Source organism: Butyricicoccus sp. AM78-15b2TA (assembly GCF_027665985.1).
Classification (GTDB): Bacteria; Bacillota; Clostridia; order Oscillospirales; family Butyricicoccaceae; genus Agathobaculum; species Agathobaculum butyriciproducens.
In genome coordinates, this window is the sequence record NZ_JAQEHY010000001.1 from 336,994 (window position 1) to 360,750 (window position 23,757).

Annotated in this window: 37 protein-coding genes and 1 tRNA gene; 6 read left to right on the plus strand and 32 right to left on the minus strand. The window is 55.2% G+C overall.

The annotated features are described in order from the left end of the window. Positions 1-8: 8 nt before the first annotated feature. The 30 genes from PGS25_RS01850 to PGS25_RS01990 all read right to left on the minus strand — a co-directional run bounded on the left by PGS25_RS01850 (position 9) and on the right by PGS25_RS01990 (position 17,332). A complete protein-coding gene (locus PGS25_RS01850; RefSeq protein ID WP_270417491.1) occupies positions 9-437 on the minus strand; it encodes a phage tail tube protein in 429 nt (142 codons plus the stop codon). 60 nt (positions 438-497) lie between these two features. Beyond that, positions 498-1,697, minus strand: coding sequence for a phage major capsid protein (locus PGS25_RS01855; RefSeq protein ID WP_270417492.1), 1,200 nt, complete (start codon positions 1,695-1,697; stop codon positions 498-500). Positions 1,698-1,726: 29 nt separating this feature from the next. Continuing rightward, a complete protein-coding gene (locus PGS25_RS01860; RefSeq protein ID WP_270417493.1) occupies positions 1,727-2,827 on the minus strand; it encodes a phage tail sheath C-terminal domain-containing protein in 1,101 nt (366 codons plus the stop codon). Beyond that, complete coding sequence (locus PGS25_RS01865; RefSeq protein WP_118360507.1) at positions 2,827-4,095, minus strand: phage portal protein; 1,269 nt, start codon at positions 4,093-4,095, stop codon at positions 2,827-2,829. Before PGS25_RS01865 ends, PGS25_RS01860 begins: the two co-directional genes overlap by 1 nt. 12 nt (positions 4,096-4,107) lie before the next feature. Beyond that, the gene (locus tag PGS25_RS01870; RefSeq protein WP_158578310.1) at positions 4,108-4,263 is read right to left on the minus strand and encodes a hypothetical protein; all 156 of its coding nucleotides are present in this window, start codon (positions 4,261-4,263) and stop codon (positions 4,108-4,110) included. Next, positions 4,260-4,523: a hypothetical protein gene (locus PGS25_RS01875; RefSeq protein ID WP_117490909.1), complete on the minus strand. Its 264-nt coding sequence runs from the start codon at positions 4,521-4,523 to the stop codon at positions 4,260-4,262. Before PGS25_RS01875 ends, PGS25_RS01870 begins: the two co-directional genes overlap by 4 nt. Positions 4,524-4,757: 234 nt before the next feature. Beyond that, the gene (locus PGS25_RS01880; RefSeq protein ID WP_270417494.1) at positions 4,758-5,105 is read right to left on the minus strand and encodes a hypothetical protein; all 348 of its coding nucleotides are present in this window, start codon (positions 5,103-5,105) and stop codon (positions 4,758-4,760) included. 157 nt (positions 5,106-5,262) lie between these two features. After that, positions 5,263-5,985 (minus strand): hypothetical protein, encoded by a 723-nt coding sequence (locus tag PGS25_RS01885; protein ID WP_270417495.1) that lies wholly within the window; start codon positions 5,983-5,985, stop codon positions 5,263-5,265. After that, on the minus strand, positions 5,975-6,529 hold the full coding sequence (locus PGS25_RS01890) for a LemA family protein (protein WP_270417496.1): 555 nt from the start codon (positions 6,527-6,529) through the stop codon (positions 5,975-5,977). Before PGS25_RS01890 ends, PGS25_RS01885 begins: the two co-directional genes overlap by 11 nt. Then, on the minus strand, positions 6,526-6,690 hold the full coding sequence (locus PGS25_RS01895) for a hypothetical protein (protein ID WP_270417497.1): 165 nt from the start codon (positions 6,688-6,690) through the stop codon (positions 6,526-6,528). Before PGS25_RS01895 ends, PGS25_RS01890 begins: the two co-directional genes overlap by 4 nt. A gap of 241 nt (positions 6,691-6,931) precedes the next feature. Continuing rightward, the gene (locus PGS25_RS01900) at positions 6,932-7,450 is read right to left on the minus strand and encodes a phage terminase small subunit P27 family (protein WP_118360505.1); all 519 of its coding nucleotides are present in this window, start codon (positions 7,448-7,450) and stop codon (positions 6,932-6,934) included. 10 nt (positions 7,451-7,460) lie between these two features. After that, positions 7,461-8,165 carry a DNA-methyltransferase gene (locus tag PGS25_RS01905; RefSeq protein ID WP_270417498.1) on the minus strand — a complete coding sequence of 235 codons (705 nt, stop codon included), beginning with the start codon at positions 8,163-8,165 and terminating at the stop codon, positions 7,461-7,463. After that, positions 8,111-8,737, minus strand: coding sequence for a ParB/Srx family N-terminal domain-containing protein (locus tag PGS25_RS01910; protein WP_270417499.1), 627 nt, complete (start codon positions 8,735-8,737; stop codon positions 8,111-8,113). The genes PGS25_RS01905 and PGS25_RS01910 overlap by 55 nt, the downstream gene beginning before the upstream one ends. Positions 8,738-8,916: 179 nt before the next feature. Beyond that, positions 8,917-9,291, minus strand: coding sequence for an HNH endonuclease (locus PGS25_RS01915; protein WP_270417500.1), 375 nt, complete (start codon positions 9,289-9,291; stop codon positions 8,917-8,919). Continuing rightward, entirely contained in the window at positions 9,281-9,493 is a 213-nt protein-coding gene (locus PGS25_RS01920; protein ID WP_270417501.1) for a hypothetical protein, read from the minus strand. Before PGS25_RS01920 ends, PGS25_RS01915 begins: the two co-directional genes overlap by 11 nt. A gap of 51 nt (positions 9,494-9,544) precedes the next feature. Beyond that, on the minus strand, positions 9,545-9,781 hold the full coding sequence (locus PGS25_RS15700) for a cysteine-rich KTR domain-containing protein (RefSeq protein ID WP_442865203.1): 237 nt from the start codon (positions 9,779-9,781) through the stop codon (positions 9,545-9,547). Beyond that, positions 9,720-10,550: a rolling circle replication-associated protein gene (locus tag PGS25_RS01925; RefSeq protein ID WP_270417502.1), complete on the minus strand. Its 831-nt coding sequence runs from the start codon at positions 10,548-10,550 to the stop codon at positions 9,720-9,722. Before PGS25_RS01925 ends, PGS25_RS15700 begins: the two co-directional genes overlap by 62 nt. 93 nt (positions 10,551-10,643) lie before the next feature. Next, a complete protein-coding gene (locus PGS25_RS01930) occupies positions 10,644-11,015 on the minus strand; it encodes a hypothetical protein (RefSeq protein WP_270417504.1) in 372 nt (123 codons plus the stop codon). Continuing rightward, on the minus strand, positions 11,012-12,364 hold the full coding sequence (locus PGS25_RS01935) for a ParB/RepB/Spo0J family partition protein (protein WP_270417505.1): 1,353 nt from the start codon (positions 12,362-12,364) through the stop codon (positions 11,012-11,014). The genes PGS25_RS01930 and PGS25_RS01935 overlap by 4 nt, the downstream gene beginning before the upstream one ends. Before the next feature lies 1 nt (position 12,365). Continuing rightward, positions 12,366-13,127, minus strand: coding sequence for a ParA family protein (locus PGS25_RS01940; protein WP_270417507.1), 762 nt, complete (start codon positions 13,125-13,127; stop codon positions 12,366-12,368). Between the two features lie 33 nt (positions 13,128-13,160). Beyond that, positions 13,161-13,526 (minus strand): hypothetical protein, encoded by a 366-nt coding sequence (locus tag PGS25_RS01945; RefSeq protein ID WP_270417508.1) that lies wholly within the window; start codon positions 13,524-13,526, stop codon positions 13,161-13,163. Next, a complete protein-coding gene (locus PGS25_RS01950) occupies positions 13,516-13,749 on the minus strand; it encodes a hypothetical protein (protein WP_270417510.1) in 234 nt (77 codons plus the stop codon). The genes PGS25_RS01945 and PGS25_RS01950 overlap by 11 nt, the downstream gene beginning before the upstream one ends. After that, positions 13,742-13,912 (minus strand): hypothetical protein, encoded by a 171-nt coding sequence (locus PGS25_RS01955; protein WP_270417511.1) that lies wholly within the window; start codon positions 13,910-13,912, stop codon positions 13,742-13,744. The genes PGS25_RS01950 and PGS25_RS01955 overlap by 8 nt, the downstream gene beginning before the upstream one ends. Continuing rightward, entirely contained in the window at positions 13,875-15,164 is a 1,290-nt protein-coding gene (locus tag PGS25_RS01960) for a replicative DNA helicase (protein ID WP_270417512.1), read from the minus strand. The genes PGS25_RS01955 and PGS25_RS01960 overlap by 38 nt, the downstream gene beginning before the upstream one ends. Further along, complete coding sequence (locus PGS25_RS01965; protein ID WP_270417513.1) at positions 15,158-15,931, minus strand: hypothetical protein; 774 nt, start codon at positions 15,929-15,931, stop codon at positions 15,158-15,160. Before PGS25_RS01965 ends, PGS25_RS01960 begins: the two co-directional genes overlap by 7 nt. Beyond that, complete coding sequence (locus tag PGS25_RS01970; protein ID WP_118360495.1) at positions 15,928-16,137, minus strand: hypothetical protein; 210 nt, start codon at positions 16,135-16,137, stop codon at positions 15,928-15,930. The genes PGS25_RS01965 and PGS25_RS01970 overlap by 4 nt, the downstream gene beginning before the upstream one ends. Then, complete coding sequence (locus tag PGS25_RS01975; RefSeq protein WP_270417515.1) at positions 16,130-16,423, minus strand: hypothetical protein; 294 nt, start codon at positions 16,421-16,423, stop codon at positions 16,130-16,132. The genes PGS25_RS01970 and PGS25_RS01975 overlap by 8 nt, the downstream gene beginning before the upstream one ends. Beyond that, positions 16,420-16,881 carry a helix-turn-helix domain-containing protein gene (locus PGS25_RS01980; RefSeq protein WP_158578317.1) on the minus strand — a complete coding sequence of 154 codons (462 nt, stop codon included), beginning with the start codon at positions 16,879-16,881 and terminating at the stop codon, positions 16,420-16,422. The genes PGS25_RS01975 and PGS25_RS01980 overlap by 4 nt, the downstream gene beginning before the upstream one ends. 34 nt (positions 16,882-16,915) lie before the next feature. After that, the gene (locus PGS25_RS01985; protein ID WP_118360492.1) at positions 16,916-17,131 is read right to left on the minus strand and encodes a helix-turn-helix domain-containing protein; all 216 of its coding nucleotides are present in this window, start codon (positions 17,129-17,131) and stop codon (positions 16,916-16,918) included. After that, positions 17,132-17,332, minus strand: coding sequence for a helix-turn-helix transcriptional regulator (locus PGS25_RS01990; RefSeq protein WP_270417516.1), 201 nt, complete (start codon positions 17,330-17,332; stop codon positions 17,132-17,134). It lies immediately after the preceding gene. A 143-nt stretch (positions 17,333-17,475) separates the two neighbouring features. Between PGS25_RS01990 and PGS25_RS01995 the strand changes: the two genes are divergently transcribed. From PGS25_RS01995 to PGS25_RS02020, 6 genes are all read left to right on the plus strand, one after another. Then, entirely contained in the window at positions 17,476-17,802 is a 327-nt protein-coding gene (locus tag PGS25_RS01995; protein WP_270417517.1) for a helix-turn-helix domain-containing protein, read from the plus strand. A gap of 222 nt (positions 17,803-18,024) precedes the next feature. Beyond that, the gene (locus PGS25_RS02000; protein ID WP_270417518.1) at positions 18,025-19,752 is read left to right on the plus strand and encodes an exonuclease domain-containing protein; all 1,728 of its coding nucleotides are present in this window, start codon (positions 18,025-18,027) and stop codon (positions 19,750-19,752) included. 165 nt (positions 19,753-19,917) lie between these two features. After that, positions 19,918-20,319, plus strand: a complete 402-nt coding sequence (locus PGS25_RS02005) for a hypothetical protein (protein WP_270417519.1) — start codon at positions 19,918-19,920, stop codon at positions 20,317-20,319. Then, the gene (locus PGS25_RS02010) at positions 20,316-20,714 is read left to right on the plus strand and encodes a helix-turn-helix domain-containing protein (RefSeq protein WP_270417520.1); all 399 of its coding nucleotides are present in this window, start codon (positions 20,316-20,318) and stop codon (positions 20,712-20,714) included. Before PGS25_RS02005 ends, PGS25_RS02010 begins: the two co-directional genes overlap by 4 nt. Positions 20,715-20,735: 21 nt before the next feature. Beyond that, positions 20,736-20,975 carry a hypothetical protein gene (locus PGS25_RS02015; RefSeq protein WP_270417521.1) on the plus strand — a complete coding sequence of 80 codons (240 nt, stop codon included), beginning with the start codon at positions 20,736-20,738 and terminating at the stop codon, positions 20,973-20,975. 81 nt (positions 20,976-21,056) lie between these two features. After that, positions 21,057-22,133 carry a tyrosine-type recombinase/integrase gene (locus PGS25_RS02020; protein WP_270417522.1) on the plus strand — a complete coding sequence of 359 codons (1,077 nt, stop codon included), beginning with the start codon at positions 21,057-21,059 and terminating at the stop codon, positions 22,131-22,133. A gap of 166 nt (positions 22,134-22,299) precedes the next feature. Here the strand turns inward: PGS25_RS02020 and PGS25_RS02025 are convergent. Together PGS25_RS02025 and efp are read right to left on the minus strand one after the other, a co-directional pair. Continuing rightward, positions 22,300-22,375 (minus strand) — tRNA-Val (locus PGS25_RS02025). Positions 22,376-22,417: 42 nt separating this feature from the next. Next, positions 22,418-22,984, minus strand: a complete 567-nt coding sequence (gene efp, locus PGS25_RS02030; protein ID WP_110437112.1) for an elongation factor P — start codon at positions 22,982-22,984, stop codon at positions 22,418-22,420. Between the last annotated feature and the right edge of the window lie 773 nt (positions 22,985-23,757).

Consider the following 23,757-nt stretch of genomic DNA (forward strand, 5'->3'; position numbering starts at 1 on the left):
GCACCTCCTTACAGGGTCTCCAGAACCTCGAAGTTGCCGAACTTGAACGGGATTTCCTCCTCGGTCTTGGACTTCTTCTCAAATTTGGCGAGCGTGAACTCGTCAATCGTAATGTCGCTGTACGCAACACGCTCGGCCTTGCTCGTGCCCGGCATGGTCTGGCTGGTGATGATGGTGATGGTCGGCATCTCGCCGGATTTGTACGCCGCAGACATCAGGCTCAGCACATCACTGTCGATCTTGAGCGTAGTCAGCGTGCCTTCGCCCGAGTAGCCGTTATAAACGCGATATGTAGCCGGATCGCCACAGACATTGATCTCCTCAAAATCACCGGAAACCTTGGCCTCAACCGACTGCAGCGTGGTCAGCTTTTTGCCGTTAAACCACGCATGACCGCCGTTGCCGTGCATAATGCGATTGGGGTTAAATTCAGGCATCCTGTGCCCTCCTCTCTAAAAATGGGAAGGGCGGCAGCAGCGCCGCCCTTGTGTCAGTCCTTACGCAATGGTCAGAGATACCGCAGCAGCGGCCTCAGAGTCGAACACCTGTGCGTCCAGACGAGTAATCGCGCGGACCTCGGTGCTGTTGGTCTTCCATGCGTTGCCGCCGATGTCGGTCGATGCGATCTCAAGCGGCTGACGGCGGAACAAAGTAGCGTACTGCGTAAAATCACCGAAGTAGATCGGCGCCTTGCTGGTCGCGGTCTTGAGGATGCCGTTAGACACAACGGTAATGCCGCGGCCAAACAGCAGTTTGCCGGTCGAGCCGGTCGGGTCGGGCTGGAGCAGCGGGCGCTTGTTGCCGTCGAGCAGCTGATCGAGGGCGTTAAAGCCGTCCTGATTGGTGACAAAATGCGCCGTCGCGGAGATGGCCGGGTCAAGGCCGGTGTTGAGCAGCTTCTTGAGCGTGCCCACCACAGCGGCGGTGGTCGCCGCCGTCGCAGATTCATCCAGAGCCGCCAGCTTGGTGACAAGCAGATTGTTCTCGGTGATGATCTGCTTCTTGGCGAGCCAGCGAGAGATATACGCCAGCAGCGCCTCGTCGGTGTCGCGCAGCAGGTCGTTGGATACCGGCAGGATCAGCGCGTAGTCCTCGACCTTGTACGCAATCTTGCGAAATGCCGGCTTGTCATCCTGCGGAATGTCGTCCATCTCGGCAATCTTAGTGAAGCCCTTGGTCGGCGCGGTGTCTACCACGCGCGAGCCAGACAGGAACGATACATTCTCGACCGCAAACAGGTCGGACAGCGGCACCAGAGAGCGGCGCAGCTCGTTAATACGGGTCTGGATGTCCTGCGGCACCAGCAGACCGCCGTCTGCCTCGACACCCTCGGTCATGGCACCGGCGTTTTCGGCTGCCATGGCACGACGCAGAACGTCTGCGTTGGTCTCAAAGGCTGCACGCTGGCCGCGTGCCTGGGCGCGGATGCACTCCGCAAAGGCATGGACGCACTCGCGGCTGTTGACCGGCTCTGCCGCCGGAGGATCGGTGCCGCTGGTCGGCACGCCTTCCGGCTCTGCCGGTACATTCTCCTCGGCTTCCATGATTGCCTTTACGCGGGCAATCTCCGCATCAACGGCGGTGTTCTCTGCCAGCGCCGCGTCAAATGCGGTCTGGTCACCTGCCGCATCCGCCTGTCTCATGCGGTCTACAATGCCGCGCTTCTTAGCGAGCAGGTCAAGCAGTTTCTTCTTCATAGGTCTTGCCTCCTTAATTGTTGTTGTAGTTACGCCATGGTGATCGGGAAAATGAGGTCGGTCATCGAGCCGAGAATCTTGACGTTGGCCGTCAGATAGACAGTGCGCTTGAACGGGTTGGCCTTGACGGTATCATCGTCCCAGTCGGCAGCCTCGCTCTTGCCGGATGCCACCCACGCGGCACGCTGCGCGTCCGTGTCGATGCGGGCCGCATTGGCATAGTCCGGGTCAAGGATGCTCTGCTGCATCAGCTGACGGAAATAGCTGCTGTTGAGCGAGGCCACCAGCATCATCTGGTTGTCGCGGCTGTTGCGGTAGTTGCCGAGGTAGGTCTCACGGAATACGGACGTAATGTCGTCGCGCATCATGTCCATCGCCTCGACCGTCTCGATAAACTGCATGTCCTCGGTTTTGGTCTTGCCGTCGGTCGTGGTCATCGAGTTAATGCCCTGCGCCACGCGCACATTGCCGTCCTCGTCGTTGACAAGGATAAACTTGCCGCTGCCGAGCGCCGCGTCGTTGTCCGCAACTTCCTGCACCTCGCTGAGGTTGCTGCACAGGTAGTTGGTACTGCCGCGGGTGACGTTGCACACCGCGAAGATACCGAGCAGGCTCGGCAGATAGGTCACGCCGTCTTTCTTGCCGCGGTCATCCGTGTAGGTAACCGACTCGTTGACAAAATTGACAACGTGCATATCGTCCGGCGCGGTGGTCAGGTTATGGCAGACCGCCTTATAGGTCTTGTGCTTGGTGTTATCCTGCGTCTTGACCCACGCAGACAGCGCCAGACCATCATCTGCACTCTGACCGGCAATAGTCAGCCAGCCGGTCTTGACGCGCTTGCCGATCTCGGCGAGCGTATCTGCCAGAGCGCCGTCCGCATCACAGCGGAATACATGCGCCTGATACGGCGCAAAGCCGAGCAGGTCGCAGATAGCAGCGTAATTGTCTGCGGTGTACAGGCTCTCGTCCGCCTGCGCGGCAGACAGGTCGCTGTACTGCTTGTGCGTAAATGTCTTGTCGGTGTCGTCTCTCACGATCAGGATTGCGACACCGCGCTCGCTGCGGCCGATCAGGCTCACAGCACGCTGCTCAAACGTAATGTCGATTTTAGGCATTGTGATTGCCATTATGGGGTCACTCCTTTCTGTTCCTCGCCGTCCGCTCCGTTGCGGCGGCGGCTCAGGTCCCGCCAGTCCTCCAGCGGGACGTAGTTAAGGCTTGCCAGACGGTCATCGCCGCCGGGCACGTCCGGCAGGTCCTCGAGTGCGCGGATATCGTCCACGCTGTACGCGCCGATCTCGCGCATGGACTTGTACCATGCAGCCCGAGCCGTCCAGTCTCCGCGCAGCTCGCCCATCATGTTGCGGCGCAGCTGCAGGCCGCGGCTGCACTCGCTCTCAAGCAGCAGCTTGTGCGTATCCTCCTGCTCGTGCTCGCTGACGATCGGCGACAGTGTGCGCTGGATATACTCAATGGCCGCCTGCGTGTTGGCGGCATAGCTCTCCTTGCCCGCGCCGAGCTTGTAAAACGGGATGTTAAACAGCCGGGCAATGTCCTCGACGCTGGCAGCCTTGCTCTCGATAAACTGCGCGTCACGGTTTGTTGCGGTCAGCGGCGTGTACTTGAGGCCGTTATCCAGCACCGCAATGCGGTAAGCGTTGTCCGCTCCGGAGTGGATGCTTTCCCACTCGGCACGGATTTTGCTCTTGATGTCCACTTTCTCACCGCCGATGGTGGTCGACCTTGGCGAGAGGTCGGTGTCGGTGGTCAGAATGCCGCTTACCTGACCGCCGTTGCGGTAGTAGTTGCTCTCGTATCGCTGTGCCTGCAGGGCTGCCTCAATGGTCTCGGCACCGCGGCGCAGATAGCTGATGCCCTCAAGGCCGTCTGTGCTGAATGCCTTGTAATGCAGCACATCGGTCGGCCAGAACTTGCGGTACTCGTGCGTCTTGGGATTGATGCCGACATACCACAGCTTGGCGTTGGTGTCGAGGATCGGCAGCATGTAGCCCGGCGCGATCGGCAGCAGCTCCACCGGCTGTCCCCACTTGTCGCGCAGGATGAGCGCGTAAGCGTTGCCGTACGCAATACGGCGGCTCTCCATCAGCTTGTGATAGTCAAAGGCGGTCAGGGCCTCGGTCGGCCTGCCGGTCAGCAGCCGCACCGCCGGGTGGTCGGGTACCCGCTCGCGGGTCTCGCCGTCCATCAGGTAGATCGGCATTTTAGCCACGCTGTCCGAGATGATCTCGATGCAGGCATTGACGGCAGGCAGCTTCATAGCCTGCATTTCCTTGCCGCCGAACAGGGTGCTGCCGCCCGTGCTCCATCCGGTCGGGTCGTCCAGCGTCAGCGTGGTCTGACCACGGATGCGGTGTAAAATCTTATCTGCGATCATTGCTGCACCGCCTTACACGACCATCAAAATCGACAGCAAGATAGCGAGCACACCGCCCGCGATTGCGGCCAGCGGCGGCCAAATCGTGTAGAGTCCAACCATAATAACAACCACGCCGCCCAACAGCAGAGCGTCAGACAGCAGCGCGACTACGATTTTCTTCATCATTCACTTTCCTCCTCTGTCGGTGCGTCATCCTCCGGCGCGTCAACCAGATTATCCAGCAGTGCACACTCGCCTGCCGTCGCAATGCCGAGGTACGCCATCAACGCCGCACGGCCGTAATCGTCGGTGCCGTTGTCGCGCTCCCAATATTCGGTCGCCTCGCGCCAGGTCATAGTGCGGTGCTCAGCGTTCACACCGCTCGCAATCAGGCGGATATCCTCCGCTTTGCTGATGTAGTCGATGCGTTTTTCTTTCTTTGCCATCTCTCTCACCCCTTTCCGAGCAAAAAATAAGAGCCGACGAGACAAATTGCTCGTTGGCTCTGGCTCTCAGGCTCTGGCTCTCTACCGCTTTCCCGCGTCGGCTCTGTTAAATTGATTTCCGGTGCTCTGACGGACGCGGCGGCGTTCCGTTACCGCCGTGCCCTGCGCAAAATTATTTTGGAGGTTGTTTCTCGGGCAGCTGCTGCCGCCCGTCACAGCACCGGAATGCTGTTGTCACTTTTCCGCCTGTTTCTGCTGTGCGCCTGTTCGCTTGCTGCTGCACAGCGCACAGGTCCGGCGGTTGTCTCTCGGCGGCCGCTTGCCGCAGATAACGCACAGACCGGCAGCGTAGCGAGCGTCACGCCGCTCACGCTGTTTCTCGGTGGCTCGCTGAGAGTATTCCTTGCGCTTCTCGGCGGTCAGCTCGTTAAAATACCGCATGGTGCGCTCCGTGTTTTGAGCCGCACACGCGGCGCAGGTCGTGCGGCCGCTGCGTGCCTTAGCCTTGCGGCAGCGCACGCAGATGCCGTGCGTCTTATACCACTCATACTCCTCGCGGTCATACATCGTCAAAACCTCCATAATTTGCACCATCCGGTGCTCTGACGGACGGGCGAGGTACAAGAGGACAAACCCTCGCCGCCGCCAAAAGAAATAGGTAAGGTGTTTCGGGTGGGTCGCCCGTCACAGCACCGGATTTTACTTTTTGTGTGCGGTGTTCAGTTTGGACACCACATTTTCAATCCAGCCATCGGTTTTCCAACGCACAGAAACCATATACTGCACCACCGGTCAGCACAATCCATAATACCCAGAACAAAAAGATGGCAATATTACCTTGTCTTACAGCAAGGTCTCTAACTGCCTGAGGTTCCGCATCGACATAAAACCGGTTGCTGTCTGCAATCATATGATCTTTGATTTGCGTATGTATACTGCCAACCATATTTGCGTCCACAGCTTCGTAATAATGCCGCACAAGTCTGCTGTCATAGATTGTATCGCCCTGTTGGTGCGCTGTAACGGAAAACTTATCCGCCGGGAATGATGCACCCATGAACATGTATGTTTCTGTGCTGTCTTTCTCCCGGTCAATCTCGTCCCACGTCCAATACACCTCGGTGCGAGTGTATGTGTGCCCCTTTCCGTCCGTAGAGGTTACAACGCGCGTGTGCATGGTATATTGCTCCGTGATTTTGGTCAGCTGCGCATATTCGCCATCTAAATCATCAGCCGAAACGGGTTGTTCGGCAACCAGATTGCCGTAAGCGATGACATTCCCGAAGTCGGTATCCAGCGCATATTGAAACTGCTGATCGTCTGTAATCTGCGTTGCCGTGGTAAATTCCTCGTTTGTCTCAGCGATATGGTCACTGATTTTGCTACCGAGCAGAAATCCCAGTGCCACCATAACGAACACGATTGCAACGCTGAACGCAATCTCACGAGGCTTAATCTCCATCGCCGCCACCGAACAGGTTCTGCGGAGCATCTTCCGGTGCATCGTAGTCCGTGTAGGTCGTGTCGATTGTCTGATAGTTCATTACCCACAGCAGAAAACCGGTCGGGAAAGACCGTACCAGCTTGTTGTATGCCCGTACCTGCTGATTGTAGTTGTTGCGGTACTGCGCGATCTGGTTCTCGGTCAGCGCAAGTTCGGTCATGAGTTGCTTGTAATTTTCGTTTGCCTTGAGTTCCGGGTACTGCTCCGCAACAGCATTTAACGTAACCTGTGCTTCTTCTACCTTGCCCGATGCAGCAGCAGTGCGGGCCTGCGTAATCTTCGTCAGCGTGTCGCTCTCATAGGTCTGATAGGACTTTACTGCGTCCACCAGATTGTAAACGAGATCAACACGGCGTTTCTCTGCTACCTGCACGTCAGCTGCTGACGAGCTGACCTGTTCCTCCGCCGATACCGCGCGGTTATTGACCGACACGAACGCAGCGGCGATCATAAGTACCAGCGCGGCCACGATAGCCAGCACGATTAAAGTGGTTTTCTTCATTTTGTTTTCCTCCTATTTTCGGTGTTCAAACTGGACACCGCCTTGCGCATTTTCTTATGCGGGCACTCCCGCACCTGGCCTGCCCGTCTCCATGCGCTCTCGCAAAAGCCCTGGACGTTGAGCATCGGGCACATAGCCGGACAGATTGTTCGATCTTGCATTGTTTGCTCCTCCTGCGCTCCGACGGACGCACCCACTCGTCTGCATTCCGGGTGCACCCGCTTGTATCCTTGCCACTCTGACGTGGGGGACGGCGTAATGGCTGACCACCGTCCGCCGCAGCGCAGGAAGCTGTCCGAGGCTCTGACGGACAGGCGAGGAAATATCACAAAACTCACCTACCGCCAAAGGTCGAAGCTCGAGCAGGCATTACACTGCCCGTCACAACCTCGGACGTATGTCTCACGCCTTCCGGCGCTCTGCCCGCTCGCGCAGCATTTTGCTGAGCGGGTCCTCGTCGGCCTCATCCTTGGGCGGCTCCGGCATCACGAGGCGGCACCGCGCCGACACGCTCAGACCGAGCGCCGACGCACAGCTCTGGCACTGACCAAAGTAAACGTTCGCCGTCTTGGTCCAGCTGCCCGCCTCCTTGGCGTCGCCCTGCATGATCGCACGGTTCGCCCAGTTCTGGGCGTTCTGCCATGCGGCGCGAGCGATAAAATACCGCGCAAGCATGTCATAGTCAAGGTCGGAAAAGATATGCAGGGCAACCAGCTTTTTCGCAGTCAGCCGGTATTCTGCCTCCATCACCTGCGGCAGATACTTGGGCACCGTGATGCGTTTCGGCTCCTTCGCCCGCACCTCGCTTTTGGCTTTTGCCTCGATCTCGGCGTTTGTACGGTGTCCTGCCATGCGCTTTCGCGCCTGCTTGATGTCCACCGTGCCGTCCGCCTCCCGCGGAATTGGCTTGCTGGCTGGCATATCTCTCACCTCACTCTCTCAAATTCCGAAGCCGCTCGGCCTTCCGGCCGGTCAGCGCCTCCCATCGGCGTAAAATTACATCGCAATACCGCGGTGACAACTCCACCGCCACGCATTTACGGTTTGCCTGTTCGCAAGCCAGCAGCGTCGTGCCACTGCCGCAGAACGGGTCATACACCGTGTCACCAACGTCCGTACTGTTGCGAATCAGGTAGTCAAACAGCGGAATCGGCTTCATGGTCGGGTGGTCGCGGTTCGCCTTCGGGCGCGGACAGTCGATCACGGTCGTTTGGCTGCGGTCGCTGCACCACTTGTGCGCGGCTCCCGGCTTCCAGCCGTACAGACACGGTTCGTGCTTCCACTGGTAATCCTGTCGGCCCATCACAAAGCAATCCTTGTTCCAGATCAGCTGCTCGCGCACTGGCCATCCAAGCTGTTCCACCGCCCGAGCGAACACATCCCACGTTTTGCTCGCACACCAGATGTAATACGCTGCGCCCTCTCGCAGCCACTCGCTGACAGCAGCAAACGAGCCGGTCAGCAGTTCCATCAGCGCGTCACGGTCAGCGCCATCATTCTCGATGGTCATTGCGTCGCCGGTCTTGCCGACGTAATCAACGCCATACGGCGGGTCAGTAAGTAGTAAATCAACTTTTTGTGTTACCCCCCCCCGAAAATTTTGTCTAAATACGCTTTTTCGGTACAATTTCCGCACAAAAGAACGTGGTCACCGAGTTTCCACACATCGCCGTCCTGGGCGCGACTGGGCGTGTCGGAATCCGGTTCGCCGCTATCGCCGTCATCTTCGGCGGCAGGCGGTTCTTCGTTCGGGTCCTCTATTTCCATGTCCGCTGCCGTGAATCCGGTGATTGTCAGATCCATGCCCGCGGACTGCATCTCGCCCAGCTCAAGCGCCAGCATCTCGGTGTCCCAGCCGGACTGCTCCGCAAGGCGGTTGTCTGCCAGGATGTATGCACGCCGCTGTGCGTCCGTCAGGTGCTCAACGAGTACGCACGGCACCTCGGTCATGCCCTCGGCCTGCGCCGCCAGTACGCGCCCGTGTCCGGCGATGATATTCCGGTCGCTGTCAATCAGCACCGGATTGACAAAACCAAACTCCCGCAGGCTCGCTCTGATTTGGGCGATCTGGCTCTCGCTGTGCGTCCGCGCATTGCGGGCATAGGGCACCAGCTCGCCGATCGGCACCCGCGCCAGCTGCTCCGGCATAAACCACGCCGCTTTTACCTCGCCCGGCCCTGCCGGACCGACGCTTTTCTTGTTTGCCATTTTCAAAACCTCCAAAATTCCCGCTCCATTGGGAAAAAATCTCGCACGAATGGGGGGCTGCGGTCTAGAGCGCCCCGCCGCAAAACTTTCCGAGGGCGGGGGGACCCCGAGAAATCTTGAGATTTCTCGCCAAGTTCGCGCACACCCACCTGCCTGCGCCCGTCCAAGCGTTCCGCCGGTCAGCGCCGTTTCGTCTTGCCTTTAGCCCTGCTTTCGGCCATGGTCTTTGCGCTGTGGCAACCGTGGCACAGGCTTTGCAGGTTGCTTGGGTCGGTAAAGCGCTGCCAGTCTCCGTTGTGCGACTCGATGTGGTCAACGTCTGTCGCTCGGACTCGGCGGCCTTGCCGTGCGCACTCGCGGCACCACGGCTCACGCAGCAGCTGTGCCGGCCGCAGGTTGTCCGTCCAGATCGGCAGGCTGTACCAGCCACGCCACCGGCGGCTCTCTGTGCTGCGCCGTGCGCTGTCCTTGGGTCTGTGCTTGTCACAGTACCCGCACCGCACCAGCTCCCGGCAGCCGGGATGCAGGCACGGCCTCAGCGGCTTACTTGTCATACTCGAGCATGTCGTGCAGGGCGGACTCGGTAGACGTGATGATGCTCTTGAGCCGACAGATGCGCACCGTCAGCTTGTAGCGCTTCTCAAAGCTCGGTTCAAGCTCACGTTCCCGCAGCAGATCAAGCCGCCGCTGACGCAGCCGGTCGAGGTTGCGCTTGTACTCAGGTATCATCTCGCGCACCGTTTGCACGACACTCACCGTCCTTCCTGGCAAAAAATAAGAGCCAAATAGCCACACCATTCGGTGCAGTTATTCGGCTCTGGCTCTCAGGCGCTGGCGCTCCCCGTCAAACTCAATGACGGTCTCACATTTGCAAAATTTACAAAACAACGGGAAATCCCGCAACACTGTGCGTCCCTTGATTGCGACCACGTTGGTCGGCCGCTTGCATCGCGGGCACACAAGTTTTATTCTTTTGTCTTGATTATACACCTTTCGTCCTCCTATGTCTACCCGTTCGCTTTCGTTTCTCCACAACCGTGGCATATGTTATAGAGCATTTCAAGCCAGCAACAACGCGCGTGCGTGTGCGCGTTGCATGTGTATTATAATAGGTATTTTTCGGCATTAAATATTTCACAAACCGGCAGGACGCTATCTCGTTCCGGCCGCCGCCCTCATCGAGCACCTGTGCTCCGGGCGGTGCATCAACGGTCGTCCCGTCGTCCACCCACTCGTAAGTCGTGACCGGGCGGGCAAGATTCCGGCTGCCAACAAACTGCTTTTTGCCGTTGAGTGACGCCTCGCGTCGCTCCTTGGTTAAGTAACCGGCCCAGCCGTCATACCCACGCTCTCTAATATAATTAAGCTGTATGTCATCGCCCCAGATCCAGAGTGACCGCATCAGCTCCAAGTCACCGCCTGCGGCGTTGATGATAATGTGCGCGTGAGGCCGGTGGTCTCCGTGCCTGCCCTCGAGCACATAAATGTATTTCAGATCCGGCAGACCTCGCGCCTTGCGGTAGGCCCGCATCTGTGCAAACACCTTGCCGAGATGCTTGCGTGTCACGTCGGCGCTTTCCGGCAGATCTGCATCTCGATAGGTGACGGTCAGCACCAGATCGGTATCATCAAAGTTGGTTGCCATCAGCATTTCCAGTTTGCGCTGCGCCGTGTTGGCGTTGGTGCGTTGGATCTGTTCCTCTGTCACCTCGCGGATCCGCTTGCGCTCCTGCTTGCTGGCGTTCGGCCGCGGCACCGTGTAGGTAATGTCCCACACAAGCCGTCCGGCTCGGATTGTCTTTCTCCTCTTCATTCAAGTCCTCCCGGTGTCCAAATTGAACACCACAGCGGACGAGGCTGTCCCCGTCCGCGTAGTTTTATAGAATATCCGCAAAATTTCGGTTTGTCAAATATTTTTTAACCAACGATTAAATGTCTCGATATACTGGCGCTCTATTTCCGCAATGCCGCGATAAAATCCCATCAGCAGCAAATTATTTTTGCTCTCAGCAATCTTTTCCTGCTCACGGCACAGCTTACGATGGTCTTTTGCCATATCGCACTGTATCTTGATCGCCATAGTGATGGCTTTCAACAATTTACTGCTCATCTGACGCGGACCAATCGTATCTATATTGTCCACTTCATTTTCGACTACCATCAGCACACGCTCGATAGTTTCCGGATCGCAAACGTCTGTGTTCCAACTGGTTTCCTTTTTCAGAAATTCCAAGTGCTTTCTCAAATCGCTTACGGCAATGTAGCGTTCTCCAATCATTCCGGGAACACCTCCGTCCACGAGCTGACGAGGATATTTGCTTCGCACTCCTCATCGGCCAAGTCCGGGAAATACCACTTGCCACCCTTGTAGATATACTCGCCATATCGTCCGGCACAGCCGCACAGACTGCACAGCACCCGAGCGCCCTCCGGCGGTCGCTCTTCGGTGTACTTGTGCCAGATGCTGCACGCCGGATGGTCGGCAATCATCTCAAATGGGTCAATACCGACCGATGCTGCCATCTCAAACAGCTCCGCAAGGTCAGGCACACAGCCGAACGGCTGCGAAGCCCACAGCCAACTCATATTCCACCGGAAACGCTTATCCTCAAAATCATCAGCGCACCGAATATCCTTGCAGGCCAGCGCAAAGCGGATATTGCGCCGAGCTTCTGCCAGCGGCGAAGCGTTGAACTCTGCCAGTCTGCGTTCCCGTTCCTCGTTGTCCTTGACCTTGTTTTTCTCCCGCTCAATGCGCTGCTTGACCTTGCCGCACACGCGGTCACAGTTGGCGGCAAGCGAGCACTCATGGCAGCAGCCCTCGCAGTGCCCGTCTTTGACCCATGCGGCACGCTTGTCCGCTCCGGTGCAAGGCTCTATGCCGGGCGATGCCTCCGGGCAGGTCAGCGGTGTAAAATCAAATTCCGCCGCCTTGCGGTGCGCTTTAATCTTTTTGCTGTCCAGACTCCAATAGCGGTCCTTGTACGCGCCATGCAGTTCCCTTTGCAGGTCTGCATCACACTGGCTCAGCTCATAGGCGGCGCTGTCGTTGATGCGGTGGCACTTAAAATCGCCTTGCCAAGCCTTGGTCAGCCCGTTGTTGATAGCCTTTGCCCTGGCGATCTGGCTCTCGGACGTTTTGAGCACCTCGGCAACATAGCTGCGCAGCTTGCCCGGCAGCTCGACCACGCCGCGTGCCTGCAAATCCTTGAGCGCGGCCTCAATCTCCTTTGCCGCCTGACCGGTGTACTCAGCGGTCAGGCCGCCGCCACCGCGTGCCATCGTGTTGGTCCAGTGCAGAATCAGCGTCTGGATGGACGGGTCAAGGTCGGCATCGAGCACAATACAGGGCGCGGTCTTGCGGTCGAGCAGCGCCAGCGCGTTCCGGCGGCGGTGTCCTGCAAGGAGTAAGTACCCTCCCTCGGCCTTGCGGCGTACCACAAGCGGCTGCTGCAATCCAATCACCTTGATGGACTCCGCCAACTCGTCAATGTCGTTCTGCGCGTAGCTGTTGTTCTCGTTTTCCTCGATTTCAACGAGTGGAAGCTGCTCCACCCGCATTTCTCCGGTGTCCGATTTGGACACCGCCTCGCCCATCAGCTCCGCAAGATTAAATTTCTTTGCCATCTCAAAGCACCTCCATGAGTTCTTCCACCCATGCTCGGTAGTCGCGGGCGACCGCCGAGGTCGGAGACCAGCGCGTGACCGGCTGTGCGGCGTAGGTGCTCTCGGTCACCTTGTCGGTGCGTCTGATCTTTTGCGTAAACAGCTGAATCGGGCTGTGCTCTCGCAGCCAGTCCTCGCTCTGGCGCGTTGCGTCAGCGTTGTGCCAGATGGTCAGCAGACCGCGAACACTGCGCTTGGCAAGGCCGGTGCTCTGCACACTGGCAATCTGATCGGCAAGCAGCCGCATACCGGACATCTCAAACGCGCCCGGCTTGATCGGCACGAAGACCATATCACTGGCAGCAATCGCCGAGATGCACGGCAAGCTGAATGACGGCGGACAATCGAAGATCATCACGTCGTACGCATCATCCTCGACCAGTGCGTCACGCAGATCGGCGTACACGCGAACCGCCTGCTTGCGGTCAATGTCGGCGTCCAGATCAACCGAGGCGAGCTGCATGTCGGACGGGACGATGTCAAGATCACGGTAAATGGTGTGCTGGATGACGTCCTCGTAGTAGGCCGTGCCGCCGTCGAACAGGTCGGCCGTGCTGCAGGCGTCAGGTACTACGCCGATGTACTGGCTGGCGTCACCCTGCGGGTCGCTGTCTACCAACAGGACGCGCTTGCCATAGTCGGCAGCCAAAATGCCTGCAAGGTTTACGGCGGTAACCGTCTTGCCGACGCCACCCTTTAAGTTTACAACAGAGATTGTTTTCAAGATGTTTTCGCTCCTTTTTCTTGTTTCAGTGGTTTACTTCGTTCGCGGACCGTATTTCCGCCTCTGAATACCATGCTTTTCGAGTACCGCTCGCACCGTTTTGCTTGAGCGGTGCATGCTTGCCGCCACGATTGCGAGAGGCATTGTCTCGTACATTTCGCAGATTTCGCGCTCCTCTTTGTCAGTCAGCGCTATCCGCGGGCCTCCTGCCGGTCTGCCGCCGTTCGGCGGCGCAGGCTGGACTTCCTTGCGGGCCACGCCGCGTGCGTCGCGGTCTTGGGTGTATACGGTTTCGCGGTAACAGTACGGCACGCCGAATACGCCGGTGCCGGACACCTCGACCGTTGCGTAGATGCCCTTCGGGTGCCGCCAGATGATGCGGCGTGTCTCAGATGCCATGCTGCACCTCACCGTATTCGTCAATAGTCACGTCGAGATCTTCGCTAAATGCTGCATCGCATAACTGTTCCATCATCACATTCGCAAGGCTGCGACCAGTGTGCTTTTCGATGACATGACGCAGCACAAGCAGGACGCGCAAGAAATCATCCTGCAGCTCTTCGGGATTCCGCGGAATCACCTTAGAGGTCACAGTCTCGCCGTTAATTTTAATCTCAATCATGCTGTTTCTCCTTCCGGTTCCGTTTGATATATCCAAGCACCGCGCCGATTGCCTCGGCTCTCTCTCGGTATTCCCGCCGCATTTCCGGCGGACAGACCTTACTCTGCGCGTACAACCGGCGGCGCTCAAACCGCAGCCTTGGGATTGCTTTGCTTAGCTTCATGCTTTTTCTCCATTCTGGCGGTCTGCAGGATCACTTCCCGCTGGCCGTCCATGTACTCGGCAAACTGCTGCAGGCTGCCGTCAAAGTCGAGCCGAACCTTGCCGAGCCGACCTTCTTTGTTTTTCAGCACCTGCAGGCAGCGCTCATTCGGTGGTGCGTTTTCTTCCTCGTTGATGTACAGCGCCAGCACGGCATCGGCGTCCTGCTCAATCTGACCGGACTCACGCAGATCGGTGAGCGTCGGTGCTGCGTCAGGTCTTGCGGTTGAAGCACGGTTGAGCTGACTGAGCGCCACAACCAGAATACCGTGTGTCTGTGCCATTGCGTGCAAATCCAGAGAAATGCGCGTTACCTGCTCAAAGCGATCCTTGCCACGGCCGGTCAGCTGCTGGAGATAGTCGATAAAGACGATCTTGTGCCTGCGCTGTAAGGCGGTCGAGAGAATATCCTGCACACTCCAGCCGCTGGCCGGAATGAGTTCAACGTCGCTCTCCATAATCTCGCCTTTCAGTCGCACCACGCGCTCCCATTCTTCCTGCGTCATCTCTCGGCGGTTGATACGGCCGAAGTCCACGATTGCACGATTGGCAATGATGCGGTTGGTCAGCTTGGCCGGCGATGTTTCCAGGCTGTAAAAGCCAACCTTGTCGTGCCGTCCCATGTGTACCGCCATCTGCAGAGCCATTGCTGTCTTGCCTGCCGACGGTCTGCCGGCCAGCACGACGAAATCGCCGTAATCGCTGTACAGGCGGCCGTCAAGGCGGCTGAATCCGTAGCTGATAAACTTGCGCTTGGTGGATTGCTCCTCGACGAAGTTGACTATCGCGTCCTGCATCGTTACGATCTGAACGCCCGACCGCTCCCCTGCTGCGGCGCTGGCCTGTGCGATCAGCTCGCGGCCCTCATCGCTGGTCTGAATCTGAGCCAGCCGGTCCGCCAGATCGTGCAGGCGGGTCACTCGGGTCTGCTCCTGCATCGCAGCAACATAGGATTTCCAACGTCGGCCGGTCAGGGTGACTTCCATGCAGGCGAAGAACAGCGGCTCGTATTCTTTGCCGACAGCCGCGCGAAGCGTGACTGCATCAAGCGGCTTGCCCGCGTTGAAAATCTGCCGGGCTGCCAGATATACGTTGCGCAGTTCCTCGCGAGTGAAGTCCTGCTCGCTCGTTGCTGCGAACAGCTCACCAGCAATCTGTGGCTCGAGCAGCAGTGAGCCAATCACGCTGTATTCTGCATCAAGCGGTGCTACCATTCTTCCACCTCCTCTGCTTTCTTCCGCGGCGGCTTGGCAGCCGCCGGATTATCGTACTTGCCCTCAAGCACCTTGACCAGATTATTCTCGTTCAGCAGCCAGTCAAAATCGGCTTTCCAGTGGCGGTCGTTCTGGCCGGCGCAAAAGCTGCTCGCCTGTGCCCTGCGGAACGCCTCATCGAGCTGCTCCGGTGTGTAGCCCTTGCCGTAGATCAGGCGCACCGCTCGGCGGCGCTTGTCCGTCAGCCGGACGACTCTCGGCAGGCTTGTGCAGATGGCGTTGTACCGGTCTGCAAGCTGCTGCGGCTTATTGCTTATTTCGGGCTTATTTGCCTTATCTTCCTCTTCTCTTATATGTGTCTTTAACTGTTCATTAATCATTTCACCGTTTGGTGACAGGTTGTCACCGTTCCGTGACAGGGTGGTGTCACCAAACGGTGACACCTCACCACCAAATGGTGAAATGGGTAATTTGCTCTCGTCGAGGGCGTAAAACAGGGTGCGGTCATGGCTGTCCCTGGCGTAGTTCGCGGTCAGCAGAACGCCCTTGTCCTTGAGGTTCTTGACGATGCGCTCAATCTGCCGCCGTGACCAAAACGGGAACAGTTTTTCCATGGCACGCAGACTGTTGTACGTCCAGTAACGGCCTTCGTGATAGTGCCGGTCGTTGGCGGCGTTCTTTTCGATCCAGAACTGCAGGCGCGAGATAAAAACCGCACCATCCACGCCGTACATTTCAGCCACAGCACCGTCAAAATGGAAATTCATGTGTCAACCTTCCCCTCCTTTCGCCTCTCGCTCAGCATAATGCTTGCCTTGTACATGTCGATGTTCTGGCGCAGGTGATGATACAAGCCGACCATCACCAGAAATTCAGCCAGTTCTCCCGGTCGGCTGCTCTTCTTCTCTGCCAGCTCCGCGATTTCTGTCCACAGCTCGTCAGGGATTGGCAGCCGCACGTTTACCTCATGCATCGCGCACACCTCCCAACAACAGTGCCAGACCGACCACTCCGACCAGCACCGTACCCCACAGCGGCAGCGTGCCGTTGTCCGTCAGTCCGGCCGTGAGCAGCAGCAGCGTAAAGCCGATGCCGACCATGCGCGGGCGCACGCCCTGACAGCCGCCATCGAGCACCTCAAAATCCGGTACTTGACGGTCGATGGCTGTGGTGGTATAATTATAAATACAAGATGTTTTTGCATTGACGCTCAGTACGGTTGCCGCCGTCTGGGCGTTTTTTCTTTGTCCGTTTTTCAATTTTCTCGCTCCTTTGCTGTCTCGCCGCTGATCAAGGCCATCTCTGCCAGATAGGCCCGCCGCAGCATACGCTGCACAATGGCGTTATATCGCGATGATTCATCATCGTCGATTTTGCGGTCGAGGGCGATCATCGCCAGATCGTGCGCGTCGGCACGCTCCTGCTCGTAGTCCTCGCTCTCCAAGCCGACCTCCAAGGCCAGCTGCTGCAGCTCCACATTGCTTTCCGGCCGCCGCCACAGTGTACCCAGCGGACACCGGTTGCAGTAATATCCGCGCAGCCACGGCGCACGATACGCCTCTGCCATCTCAGCCACGCGCACCGGCGTAGGTGTCCGGTCCTCCTGCTCGATGGCCTGCAGATTCCGCACCGACCAGCCAAGCATCTCGGCTGCTTTTTCCTGCGTCAAACCCGCACCTTCGCGGGCACTTTGGTAGATATTCTGGTATCTTTCCATCGTTGTCCTCGCCTTTCCGTTTGTGATAAAATTATCACAGAATGTAACCGATACGCTGTTGCCGCAGCGCTTCTGTATCGGCCTGCTCCTTTGCTTTTTCAAAACGCAGGACTTCATCCTGGCGGACCTTCCAGCCTGCAATTTTTACTGCTGACAGCTGACCGCTCCGGAGCAAGGTGCGAACGTATGACGGCGAGCACATCCAGCGCTCGGCAAGCTGGTCAACCGTCATATACTTGTTCGATGCCATTTAGATTACCTCCTTTTCGTTCTTGTAAAGATCGTCCAGCGTGCAGCCGAGCAATTTAGCAATTGCAGGTAGCATCTCGGCGCGCGGAAACGATTTTCCGGTTTCCCACATAGCAATTCTGCCGCGCGCTACGCCGAGCGCGTCAGCCATTTGCATCTGCGTCAGACCTTTGCGTTCACGCAATTTTTTAATAGCAATCATGCTTGCACCTCCTTGTCAGTTTCACTGACATTATAATAACGCTTCCCGCGCATTTTGTCAATATAAAAAACAATTATTTTTCTACTGCTGTTGTTTTGTCAATTATATTGACTTATAATATAATGAGATAGGAGTGACAGGCAGTGAACAGAATTAAAGAGTTGCGCAAAGAACATAAGATTACACAAGAAAAGTTAGCGGCAATCCTCGGTATATCGCGCAGCGCCATCGCTATGTATGAAACCGAAAAATGCGATTTAAGCAACGACATCCTGATTGCCTGCGCCTCTTTTTTTGATGTGTCCACCGATTATCTGCTTGGACAATCAGACATAAAAAAAGCGCCCTCTTACGAGGACGCGGGGCTTTCTGCCGAAGAAGCGGAGCTGCTTAAACTTTTTCGTTCGGCACCGGAAGCACTGCAGGACGCTGCACTTCGGGTGCTGGAGGCAAACCAGCGCAAAGAATAGTCTTTATTTCGTCCAGCGTGGTCTGTGGATCTACCAGCCCACGCACAAGACGGATAAACTGTTGTTCTTTCGCTGTCATAACTCGCCCTCCCGAAAAAATCGAACATGTGTTTGTATTTCCAATAATACACCGTATGTTGGTTTTTGGCAAGAGGGAAAATCTATATCTTGTAAAAATACAAAGGAAGCGTGTTCAAATCGGACACCGAAAGGCGCTTGTATATGATTACTCCTAACACATGGGTCAGCGTTTCCGATCCAGAGGAACTTCTGGCATTATCAAAGAAACTCAAGCTGACACCCAAAACATTTACCGAACCCAAGCCGCTTATTTATAACGGATTTTTCGTTGATTCTCCTGCTTCATGCAAACTTGTTGGCTATAAAGACGATTCTTTTGTTGTAATTGATGTAAATGGTCAGCTGCACACTATACACATAGATTGCCTGTTGGATATGCAATCCTCTACACGCAGTAAACACACTCCAACAGAGAACCTTGCACCTGCAAATTCTGCATCTTCTGTTTATACGGTTATTGATATTGAAACCACAGGATTAAGCCGGTATAATTCTGAAATCATTGAATTTGGTGCTCTAAGAATTGAAAACGGAAAACCTGTCCGCAGCTTCTCACAGTTGGTTTGCCCCGTTTCTCCGATTCCGCTCGATAGCATAGAAGTCACCGGCATCACCAACGAAATGTTGGCAGAACAGCCCCCTATCGAAACCGCACTGCCTGCATTCCTTGATTTTATTCAGGACTCACCTATCATTGGTCATAATATTTTGGCGTTTGATTTGCCTATCATCAATCGCATCTGCACAGAGAATGATCTGCCTCCAGTAGAGAATCCCTGTTGCGATATGCTACCTCTGGCCCGTGATTGTATGCAAATATCTCATTACAATCTTTCTTTTATCGCAGAACAGCTTCAAGTAGAACTCGGTCAGGCACATCGCGCCTTGGGCGATTGCGAAACCACATATCGGTGTTTTGAAGCTCTGCAAAAGCGATACAATCCCAAAATTATTTGGCAAAGCGCTAATATACTTCCACTTGAACACAAGGAAGAAAAGTCCAATAAATCACATATCACAGCAAAGCAGTTCTCGTATTACAGATCAAGACCCAAAGCAAAGGATATTCATCCCACTGTCGATATGTTTGACCCTGCACATCCGCTGTATGACTTAACCTGTGTTATCACAGGTGAAATGCAGAACATGGATCTTCATGATGCTATGCAATGTATTGCAGACTGTGGCGGACATAATGCCGATAGTATTACCCGCAAAACTGACCTGTTGATTATTGGTGCAAACTCTGATCCGAATCATAAAAGCGGCAAAATCACTAAAGCTGAAGAATATATCGTTAAGGGTTTTCCAATCAAAATTATCACGGAAGCCGAATTTTTGCAGTTGCTCAATAACCAGTCAGATTGTTTGGACAATAAACCACTTTCCGAACCTGAGCGTATTATGCAGGAGTTCCTGTCTGTCATCCAGCAGGCTGATCCTCGCTATGATTTACGGAAGATTTCGCTTCAATTTCGTACACCCAAATCATCCCAGCCTTATTACGCAATTGAATGTTTTGGGCAATCCTGTATGACCTTCAAAGGAAGTACACAGTTGTATCTCGAAGTTTCTCCAAGAATTCAATCGCTGTTTACCGATTGTGATATTGCTCTCGATGATTCACGCCCAAACAACTGGGCGCGTATGGCCGCAAGAGCATTTTCGTTCAAAAAAACACCACAACTTGCCATCGAAATATACGAGAAGTTTCTTTCGATAAATGGTTTTGACTGTTGTTCACGCTATCTGCAGTGCAGTGAGGCTGGACATTGTACTCACCCAGATCTGATGACAGCTGGGCAGTGTACATATCGCCGAAAACTACGCTCAGGTCAAATCTTCTACGGTCCTAATCGCAATGTCTAAAAAATACAGCAGACCTCTCCCCTTGAGGTCTGCTATATTTGGCCAGTTCACATTCTATATATATCATGTAAACTCTATATGTTGTATGTGCGTTATTATATATCAATATATTGTACTTGCAGTTATGCCTTTTATGGAATAAAATATAGTTAGGGAGGATATGCTTTGAATAAGGATCAACTGCTTCGTATGCTGGATGCATTCCTGTCCCAATCAGGACTGTACCACCACGAGGCATTGCCGGACGACTTGCTTTCTCTGCTGCGTAAAAGCGGCATTGAAGCCGAGTTCTTAAATGAATTTGTCAAAATGCAATCCCAATACAATGCCCTTGGTCGTGCGCAGGCTGAACAGCTTCGCCAATACGAACGCATTGACGACCGTCTATACAGCTTACATATCGACAAAGGCAGGAAATTCAATATCCGTATTCTTTATGCGTATCACTCTGTTACCGGCCAGCGTATTCTGCTTCATGCGTTCTGGGAACGCCGTTCCCGTGATTACGAAAGTGCAATCGCAGTTGCTTATGCGCGGCTCAATGATCTGGAGGAGGACACACTATGAAATACACCAACGATTGGAGCGACCTTCTCGCCACGCTCACAGAAGATATTCCGGCCGAAGAACTGGAGGCTGATATTCTGCTTGCGGACATTGCAGGCAAGATTTCCGCCGAACGGATCAAGCGCGGTTTATCCCAACAGGCTTTTGCTGAATTACTCGATGTAACGCAGAGTCAGGTTTCCAAAATCGAAAACGGCGATAACAACTTTACGATCCGTCGTCTGGTTTCCATCGCCCATAAGCTCTCTATGCCATTGAAAATCCTGTTCGGCGAAAAGCCTGTCCTGAACCAGAAGCCAGTTTCCGTTTCCGTCACCAGTGAGCAATCCTCGTATGGATGCGCTCATTCTAACAACGTGATCGCATTTCCCGGCTCTTATTGCAGTGAAATGTGATTTTCCACAGAAAGGGTCTTAATGATGAACACCTATGTTAATCGCTTTTCCTTTGCGCTCAATGATCGTAAAGACGAAGTTACCATCGTATTCGCACAGGATGCACCTCAGTTTGCATCCAATGGCGCCATCGAGAAAGTAGACTACGAACCGGTCGCCAACCTTGTTATGAGCCAGCACATTGCATCCGAGTTGGCAAAGAAGTTGTTGGAGGCATTGAACGGTGACGATACCGCTCTTATAGAAACGCCTGTACAGTAAAATAACAGCAGACCTCTCCCCCTGGGGTCTGCTATATTTTCAACCGTGTAATCGAACAAATGTTCCATTTTGGAGGTTTTTATGGCTAACAAGTACAAATACTCACGCACCATTGTCATCGGTCACAAGGACGATGGCACACCGATCCGCAAGTACATCCAAGACAACAACAAGGCAAGATTTGAGGCCAAGGTACGCGCCGTGCAAATGCTGGTCGCACGCGGCGGCACGCCCGGCAAGGTTACTGTCGAGCAGTGGGCGTGGCAGTGGTATCACACCTACAAGGAGCCGCACGTTGGCGAGAGCCAGCGCAACAATTACGAGGAGCACTTGCGGCTGCGCATCTGTCCGGCGATTGGTTTTCTGGCACTGGACAGTGTGAAGCCGTTCCAGCTGCAGGAAATGATGAACAACGCAAGGACCAGCAAAGGCAAGCCGCTCGGTGCAAGCACCGCCGCCAAACTGCATTACATCACGCACGCTATCTTTGATCAGGCGGAGATTAACGGCCTGATTGCCTCCTCCCCATTCCGGCGTATCGAAACCGTGGGCGAGGATGAGAAAAGCCGCCGGGCGCTGACCCGCGCCGAGGAGCAGATCGTGCGCGAAGTCGCAAAGCGTCACTATGCCGGACCGTGGGTGCTGCTCATGCTTGACTGCGGCCTGCGCCGCGGCGAAACCGTGCCGATCGGTGCCCGCGATGTCAAAGACGGCCTGCTGTGTATCTCGCAGTCGGTCGAATATAAAACACAGTCGAACCAACCGACTTTGAAGTCTACGAAAACCGCAGCCGGAGCACGCTATGTTCCCATCCCTGACGAACTTCAAAAACAGCTGGACATGAAATCGCGGTATTTCTTTCATGTCGAAAACGGCCGCATGCTGTCCATGACAAAAATGCGCCGTATGTGGCACAGCTTCCAGCGGGCCTGCGACATCGCGGCCGGTGCCGAGCTGTACCGCAACGCCATCATCAAGCATGCCTTTGATCCGGCCATCACGCCGCACTACCTCCGGCACACTTACTGCAGCAATCTGCGCCGTCAGGGCGTAGATCTGAAAACCGCTCAGTACCTCATGGGCCACGCAGACATCAGCACCACCGCCAACATTTACAGCCACGTCACCGAGGAAGATGTGCGGGAATTGCAGGTTTGATTTCCTACACGTTTCCTACATCACTTTTGTTTTTGTTGGTTTTCTGTGCTGTATGTGCTGTGAAATGCACATTCTGCTTTTTACATTTTCCAGAACATTTTCCACCGCAAATACCTAAAAGTCTTAAATATAGAAAAAATCCCGTCATTTCTGACGGGATTTGAATTGGTGGACATTAACGGGTTCGAACCGCTGACCTTCCGCACGTCAAGCGGATGCTCTTCCAGCTGAGCTAAATGTCCAAATCAGGGATGGCGGCTGCCATCCCTGTTGGCTGCAAATTTTTACTTGGTCTTGCTGCGGCCCAGATACTCACCGGTACGGGTGTCGATCTGGATGCGCTCACCCTGCTCGATAAAGATCGGAACCTTAACAACAGCACCGGTCTCAACGGTAGCGGGCTTGAGTACGTTAGTAGCAGTGTTGCCCTTAACGCCCGGCTCGGTCTCAGTGATCTCGAGCTCAACGAACAGCGGCGGCTCAACTGCGAAAACGCTACCCTTGTAGGAAAGAACCTTAACGTTCTCGTTCTCCTTCACGAAACGGAAATCATCGCCCAGAGTATCCTTGCTGATCGGAATCTGCTCGTAGGTCTCGTTATCCATGAAGTAGTACAGGTCACCTTCATTGTACAGATACTGCATCTCGCGGCGCTCTACGAAAGCCTCCTCGAACTTAGCAGTCGGGTTGAAGGAGGTCTCAGTAACCGCACCGGTTACGACGTTCTTCATCTTGACACGAACAAAAGCAGCGCCCTTGCCCGGCTTTACATGCTGGAACTCAATAACCTGCTGTACCTGACCGTCCATTTCAAAAGTTACGCCGTTACGAAATTCACCTGCGGTCATAATCGCTATGCCTCCAAATAATAGTATTTTTTACATCATTAAGCATTATTCGACTGTTCATACAAAACAGTGCTTGTATATAATACCCTATTTTCGCGTATTTTGCAAGAGGGTAACGCATATTTTCTTGAAAATTTTTATTGCGGTGGAACTCGGCGCTTTCCTGCACTGGTTGACCGGGGCATACGAACTGCCGCAGACGGGTTCGGCCTAACGGGGCGGCTCCTTTTTCTGCACCGGCTGTCCGGGGTGCTCGAACTGCGTCAGCGGGTTCGCCCTTTCCGGGCGGAGAGTTTTCCGCTGAACCTCAGCGGGGGATTCGCCGTCTGCAGACGGCGGGAGCGTGCCGCGCCCCGCGGCGGGGGCAAAAAGGAAGGACAACCTGCGGTTTTCCTTCCTCTTTGAACTCCTACCTTTCCCTTGTTTGTTAGCCCGGCGCAGATTACCTACATGTGACCGCTCCGAAATGGGGTACGGCAGAGGATTTTTTCTTCCGTATCTTTCGCTACCTGTTCGCAGTGTCAGATGCCATTCTGCTACACAGGCGGTTAAGTTTCCGCAGGCGCAACATACCCGTGTTGCGCAACTCTTTAACACGTTGTAACGCACGGCACCTTCGAATGTAGGCGTTCGGCAGCATTTATCCTCGTAGACCCTGTCTGTAGCAACGCGCTAAAGAATTGCGCGGCACTGTCATGCCGCGCCTGCTGGAAGTAGCCACCTGTGTAGCAGAACGCTATCCGTCACTGCGAATATGTCTCGGCATGGGGGGACAC

Bases quoted from the DNA above. Each gene is read 5' to 3' on its own strand.
- PGS25_RS01850 (WP_270417491.1), bottom strand. From the start codon at position 437: ATGCCTGAATTTAACCCCAATCGCATTATGCACGGCAACGGCGGTCAT.
- PGS25_RS01855 (WP_270417492.1), bottom strand. From the start codon at position 1,697: ATGAAGAAGAAACTGCTTGACCTGCTCGCTAAGAAGCGCGGCATTGTA.
- PGS25_RS01860 (WP_270417493.1), bottom strand. From the start codon at position 2,827: ATGGCAATCACAATGCCTAAAATCGACATTACGTTTGAGCAGCGTGCT.
- PGS25_RS01865 (WP_118360507.1), bottom strand. From the start codon at position 4,095: ATGATCGCAGATAAGATTTTACACCGCATCCGTGGTCAGACCACGCTG.
- PGS25_RS01870 (WP_158578310.1), bottom strand. From the start codon at position 4,263: ATGATGAAGAAAATCGTAGTCGCGCTGCTGTCTGACGCTCTGCTGTTG.
- PGS25_RS01875 (WP_117490909.1), bottom strand. From the start codon at position 4,523: ATGGCAAAGAAAGAAAAACGCATCGACTACATCAGCAAAGCGGAGGAT.
- PGS25_RS01880 (WP_270417494.1), bottom strand. From the start codon at position 5,105: ATGGAGGTTTTGACGATGTATGACCGCGAGGAGTATGAGTGGTATAAG.
- PGS25_RS01885 (WP_270417495.1), bottom strand. From the start codon at position 5,985: ATGGAGATTAAGCCTCGTGAGATTGCGTTCAGCGTTGCAATCGTGTTC.
- PGS25_RS01890 (WP_270417496.1), bottom strand. From the start codon at position 6,529: ATGAAGAAAACCACTTTAATCGTGCTGGCTATCGTGGCCGCGCTGGTA.
- PGS25_RS01895 (WP_270417497.1), bottom strand. From the start codon at position 6,690: ATGCAAGATCGAACAATCTGTCCGGCTATGTGCCCGATGCTCAACGTC.
- PGS25_RS01900 (WP_118360505.1), bottom strand. From the start codon at position 7,450: ATGCCAGCCAGCAAGCCAATTCCGCGGGAGGCGGACGGCACGGTGGAC.
- PGS25_RS01910 (WP_270417499.1), bottom strand. From the start codon at position 8,737: ATGGCAAACAAGAAAAGCGTCGGTCCGGCAGGGCCGGGCGAGGTAAAA.
- PGS25_RS01915 (WP_270417500.1), bottom strand. From the start codon at position 9,291: ATGACAAGTAAGCCGCTGAGGCCGTGCCTGCATCCCGGCTGCCGGGAG.
- PGS25_RS15700 (WP_442865203.1), bottom strand. From the start codon at position 9,781: ATGCCACGGTTGTGGAGAAACGAAAGCGAACGGGTAGACATAGGAGGA.
- PGS25_RS01925 (WP_270417502.1), bottom strand. From the start codon at position 10,550: ATGAAGAGGAGAAAGACAATCCGAGCCGGACGGCTTGTGTGGGACATT.
- PGS25_RS01930 (WP_270417504.1), bottom strand. From the start codon at position 11,015: ATGATTGGAGAACGCTACATTGCCGTAAGCGATTTGAGAAAGCACTTG.
- PGS25_RS01935 (WP_270417505.1), bottom strand. From the start codon at position 12,364: ATGGCAAAGAAATTTAATCTTGCGGAGCTGATGGGCGAGGCGGTGTCC.
- PGS25_RS01945 (WP_270417508.1), bottom strand. From the start codon at position 13,526: ATGGCATCTGAGACACGCCGCATCATCTGGCGGCACCCGAAGGGCATC.
- PGS25_RS01950 (WP_270417510.1), bottom strand. From the start codon at position 13,749: ATGATTGAGATTAAAATTAACGGCGAGACTGTGACCTCTAAGGTGATT.
- PGS25_RS01955 (WP_270417511.1), bottom strand. From the start codon at position 13,912: ATGAAGCTAAGCAAAGCAATCCCAAGGCTGCGGTTTGAGCGCCGCCGG.
- PGS25_RS01960 (WP_270417512.1), bottom strand. From the start codon at position 15,164: ATGGTAGCACCGCTTGATGCAGAATACAGCGTGATTGGCTCACTGCTG.
- PGS25_RS01965 (WP_270417513.1), bottom strand. From the start codon at position 15,931: ATGAATTTCCATTTTGACGGTGCTGTGGCTGAAATGTACGGCGTGGAT.
- PGS25_RS01970 (WP_118360495.1), bottom strand. From the start codon at position 16,137: ATGCATGAGGTAAACGTGCGGCTGCCAATCCCTGACGAGCTGTGGACA.
- PGS25_RS01980 (WP_158578317.1), bottom strand. From the start codon at position 16,881: ATGGAAAGATACCAGAATATCTACCAAAGTGCCCGCGAAGGTGCGGGT.
- PGS25_RS01985 (WP_118360492.1), bottom strand. From the start codon at position 17,131: ATGGCATCGAACAAGTATATGACGGTTGACCAGCTTGCCGAGCGCTGG.
- PGS25_RS01990 (WP_270417516.1), bottom strand. From the start codon at position 17,332: ATGATTGCTATTAAAAAATTGCGTGAACGCAAAGGTCTGACGCAGATG.
- PGS25_RS02000 (WP_270417518.1), top strand. From the start codon at position 18,025: ATGATTACTCCTAACACATGGGTCAGCGTTTCCGATCCAGAGGAACTT.
- PGS25_RS02010 (WP_270417520.1), top strand. From the start codon at position 20,316: ATGAAATACACCAACGATTGGAGCGACCTTCTCGCCACGCTCACAGAA.
- PGS25_RS02015 (WP_270417521.1), top strand. From the start codon at position 20,736: ATGATGAACACCTATGTTAATCGCTTTTCCTTTGCGCTCAATGATCGT.
- PGS25_RS02020 (WP_270417522.1), top strand. From the start codon at position 21,057: ATGGCTAACAAGTACAAATACTCACGCACCATTGTCATCGGTCACAAG.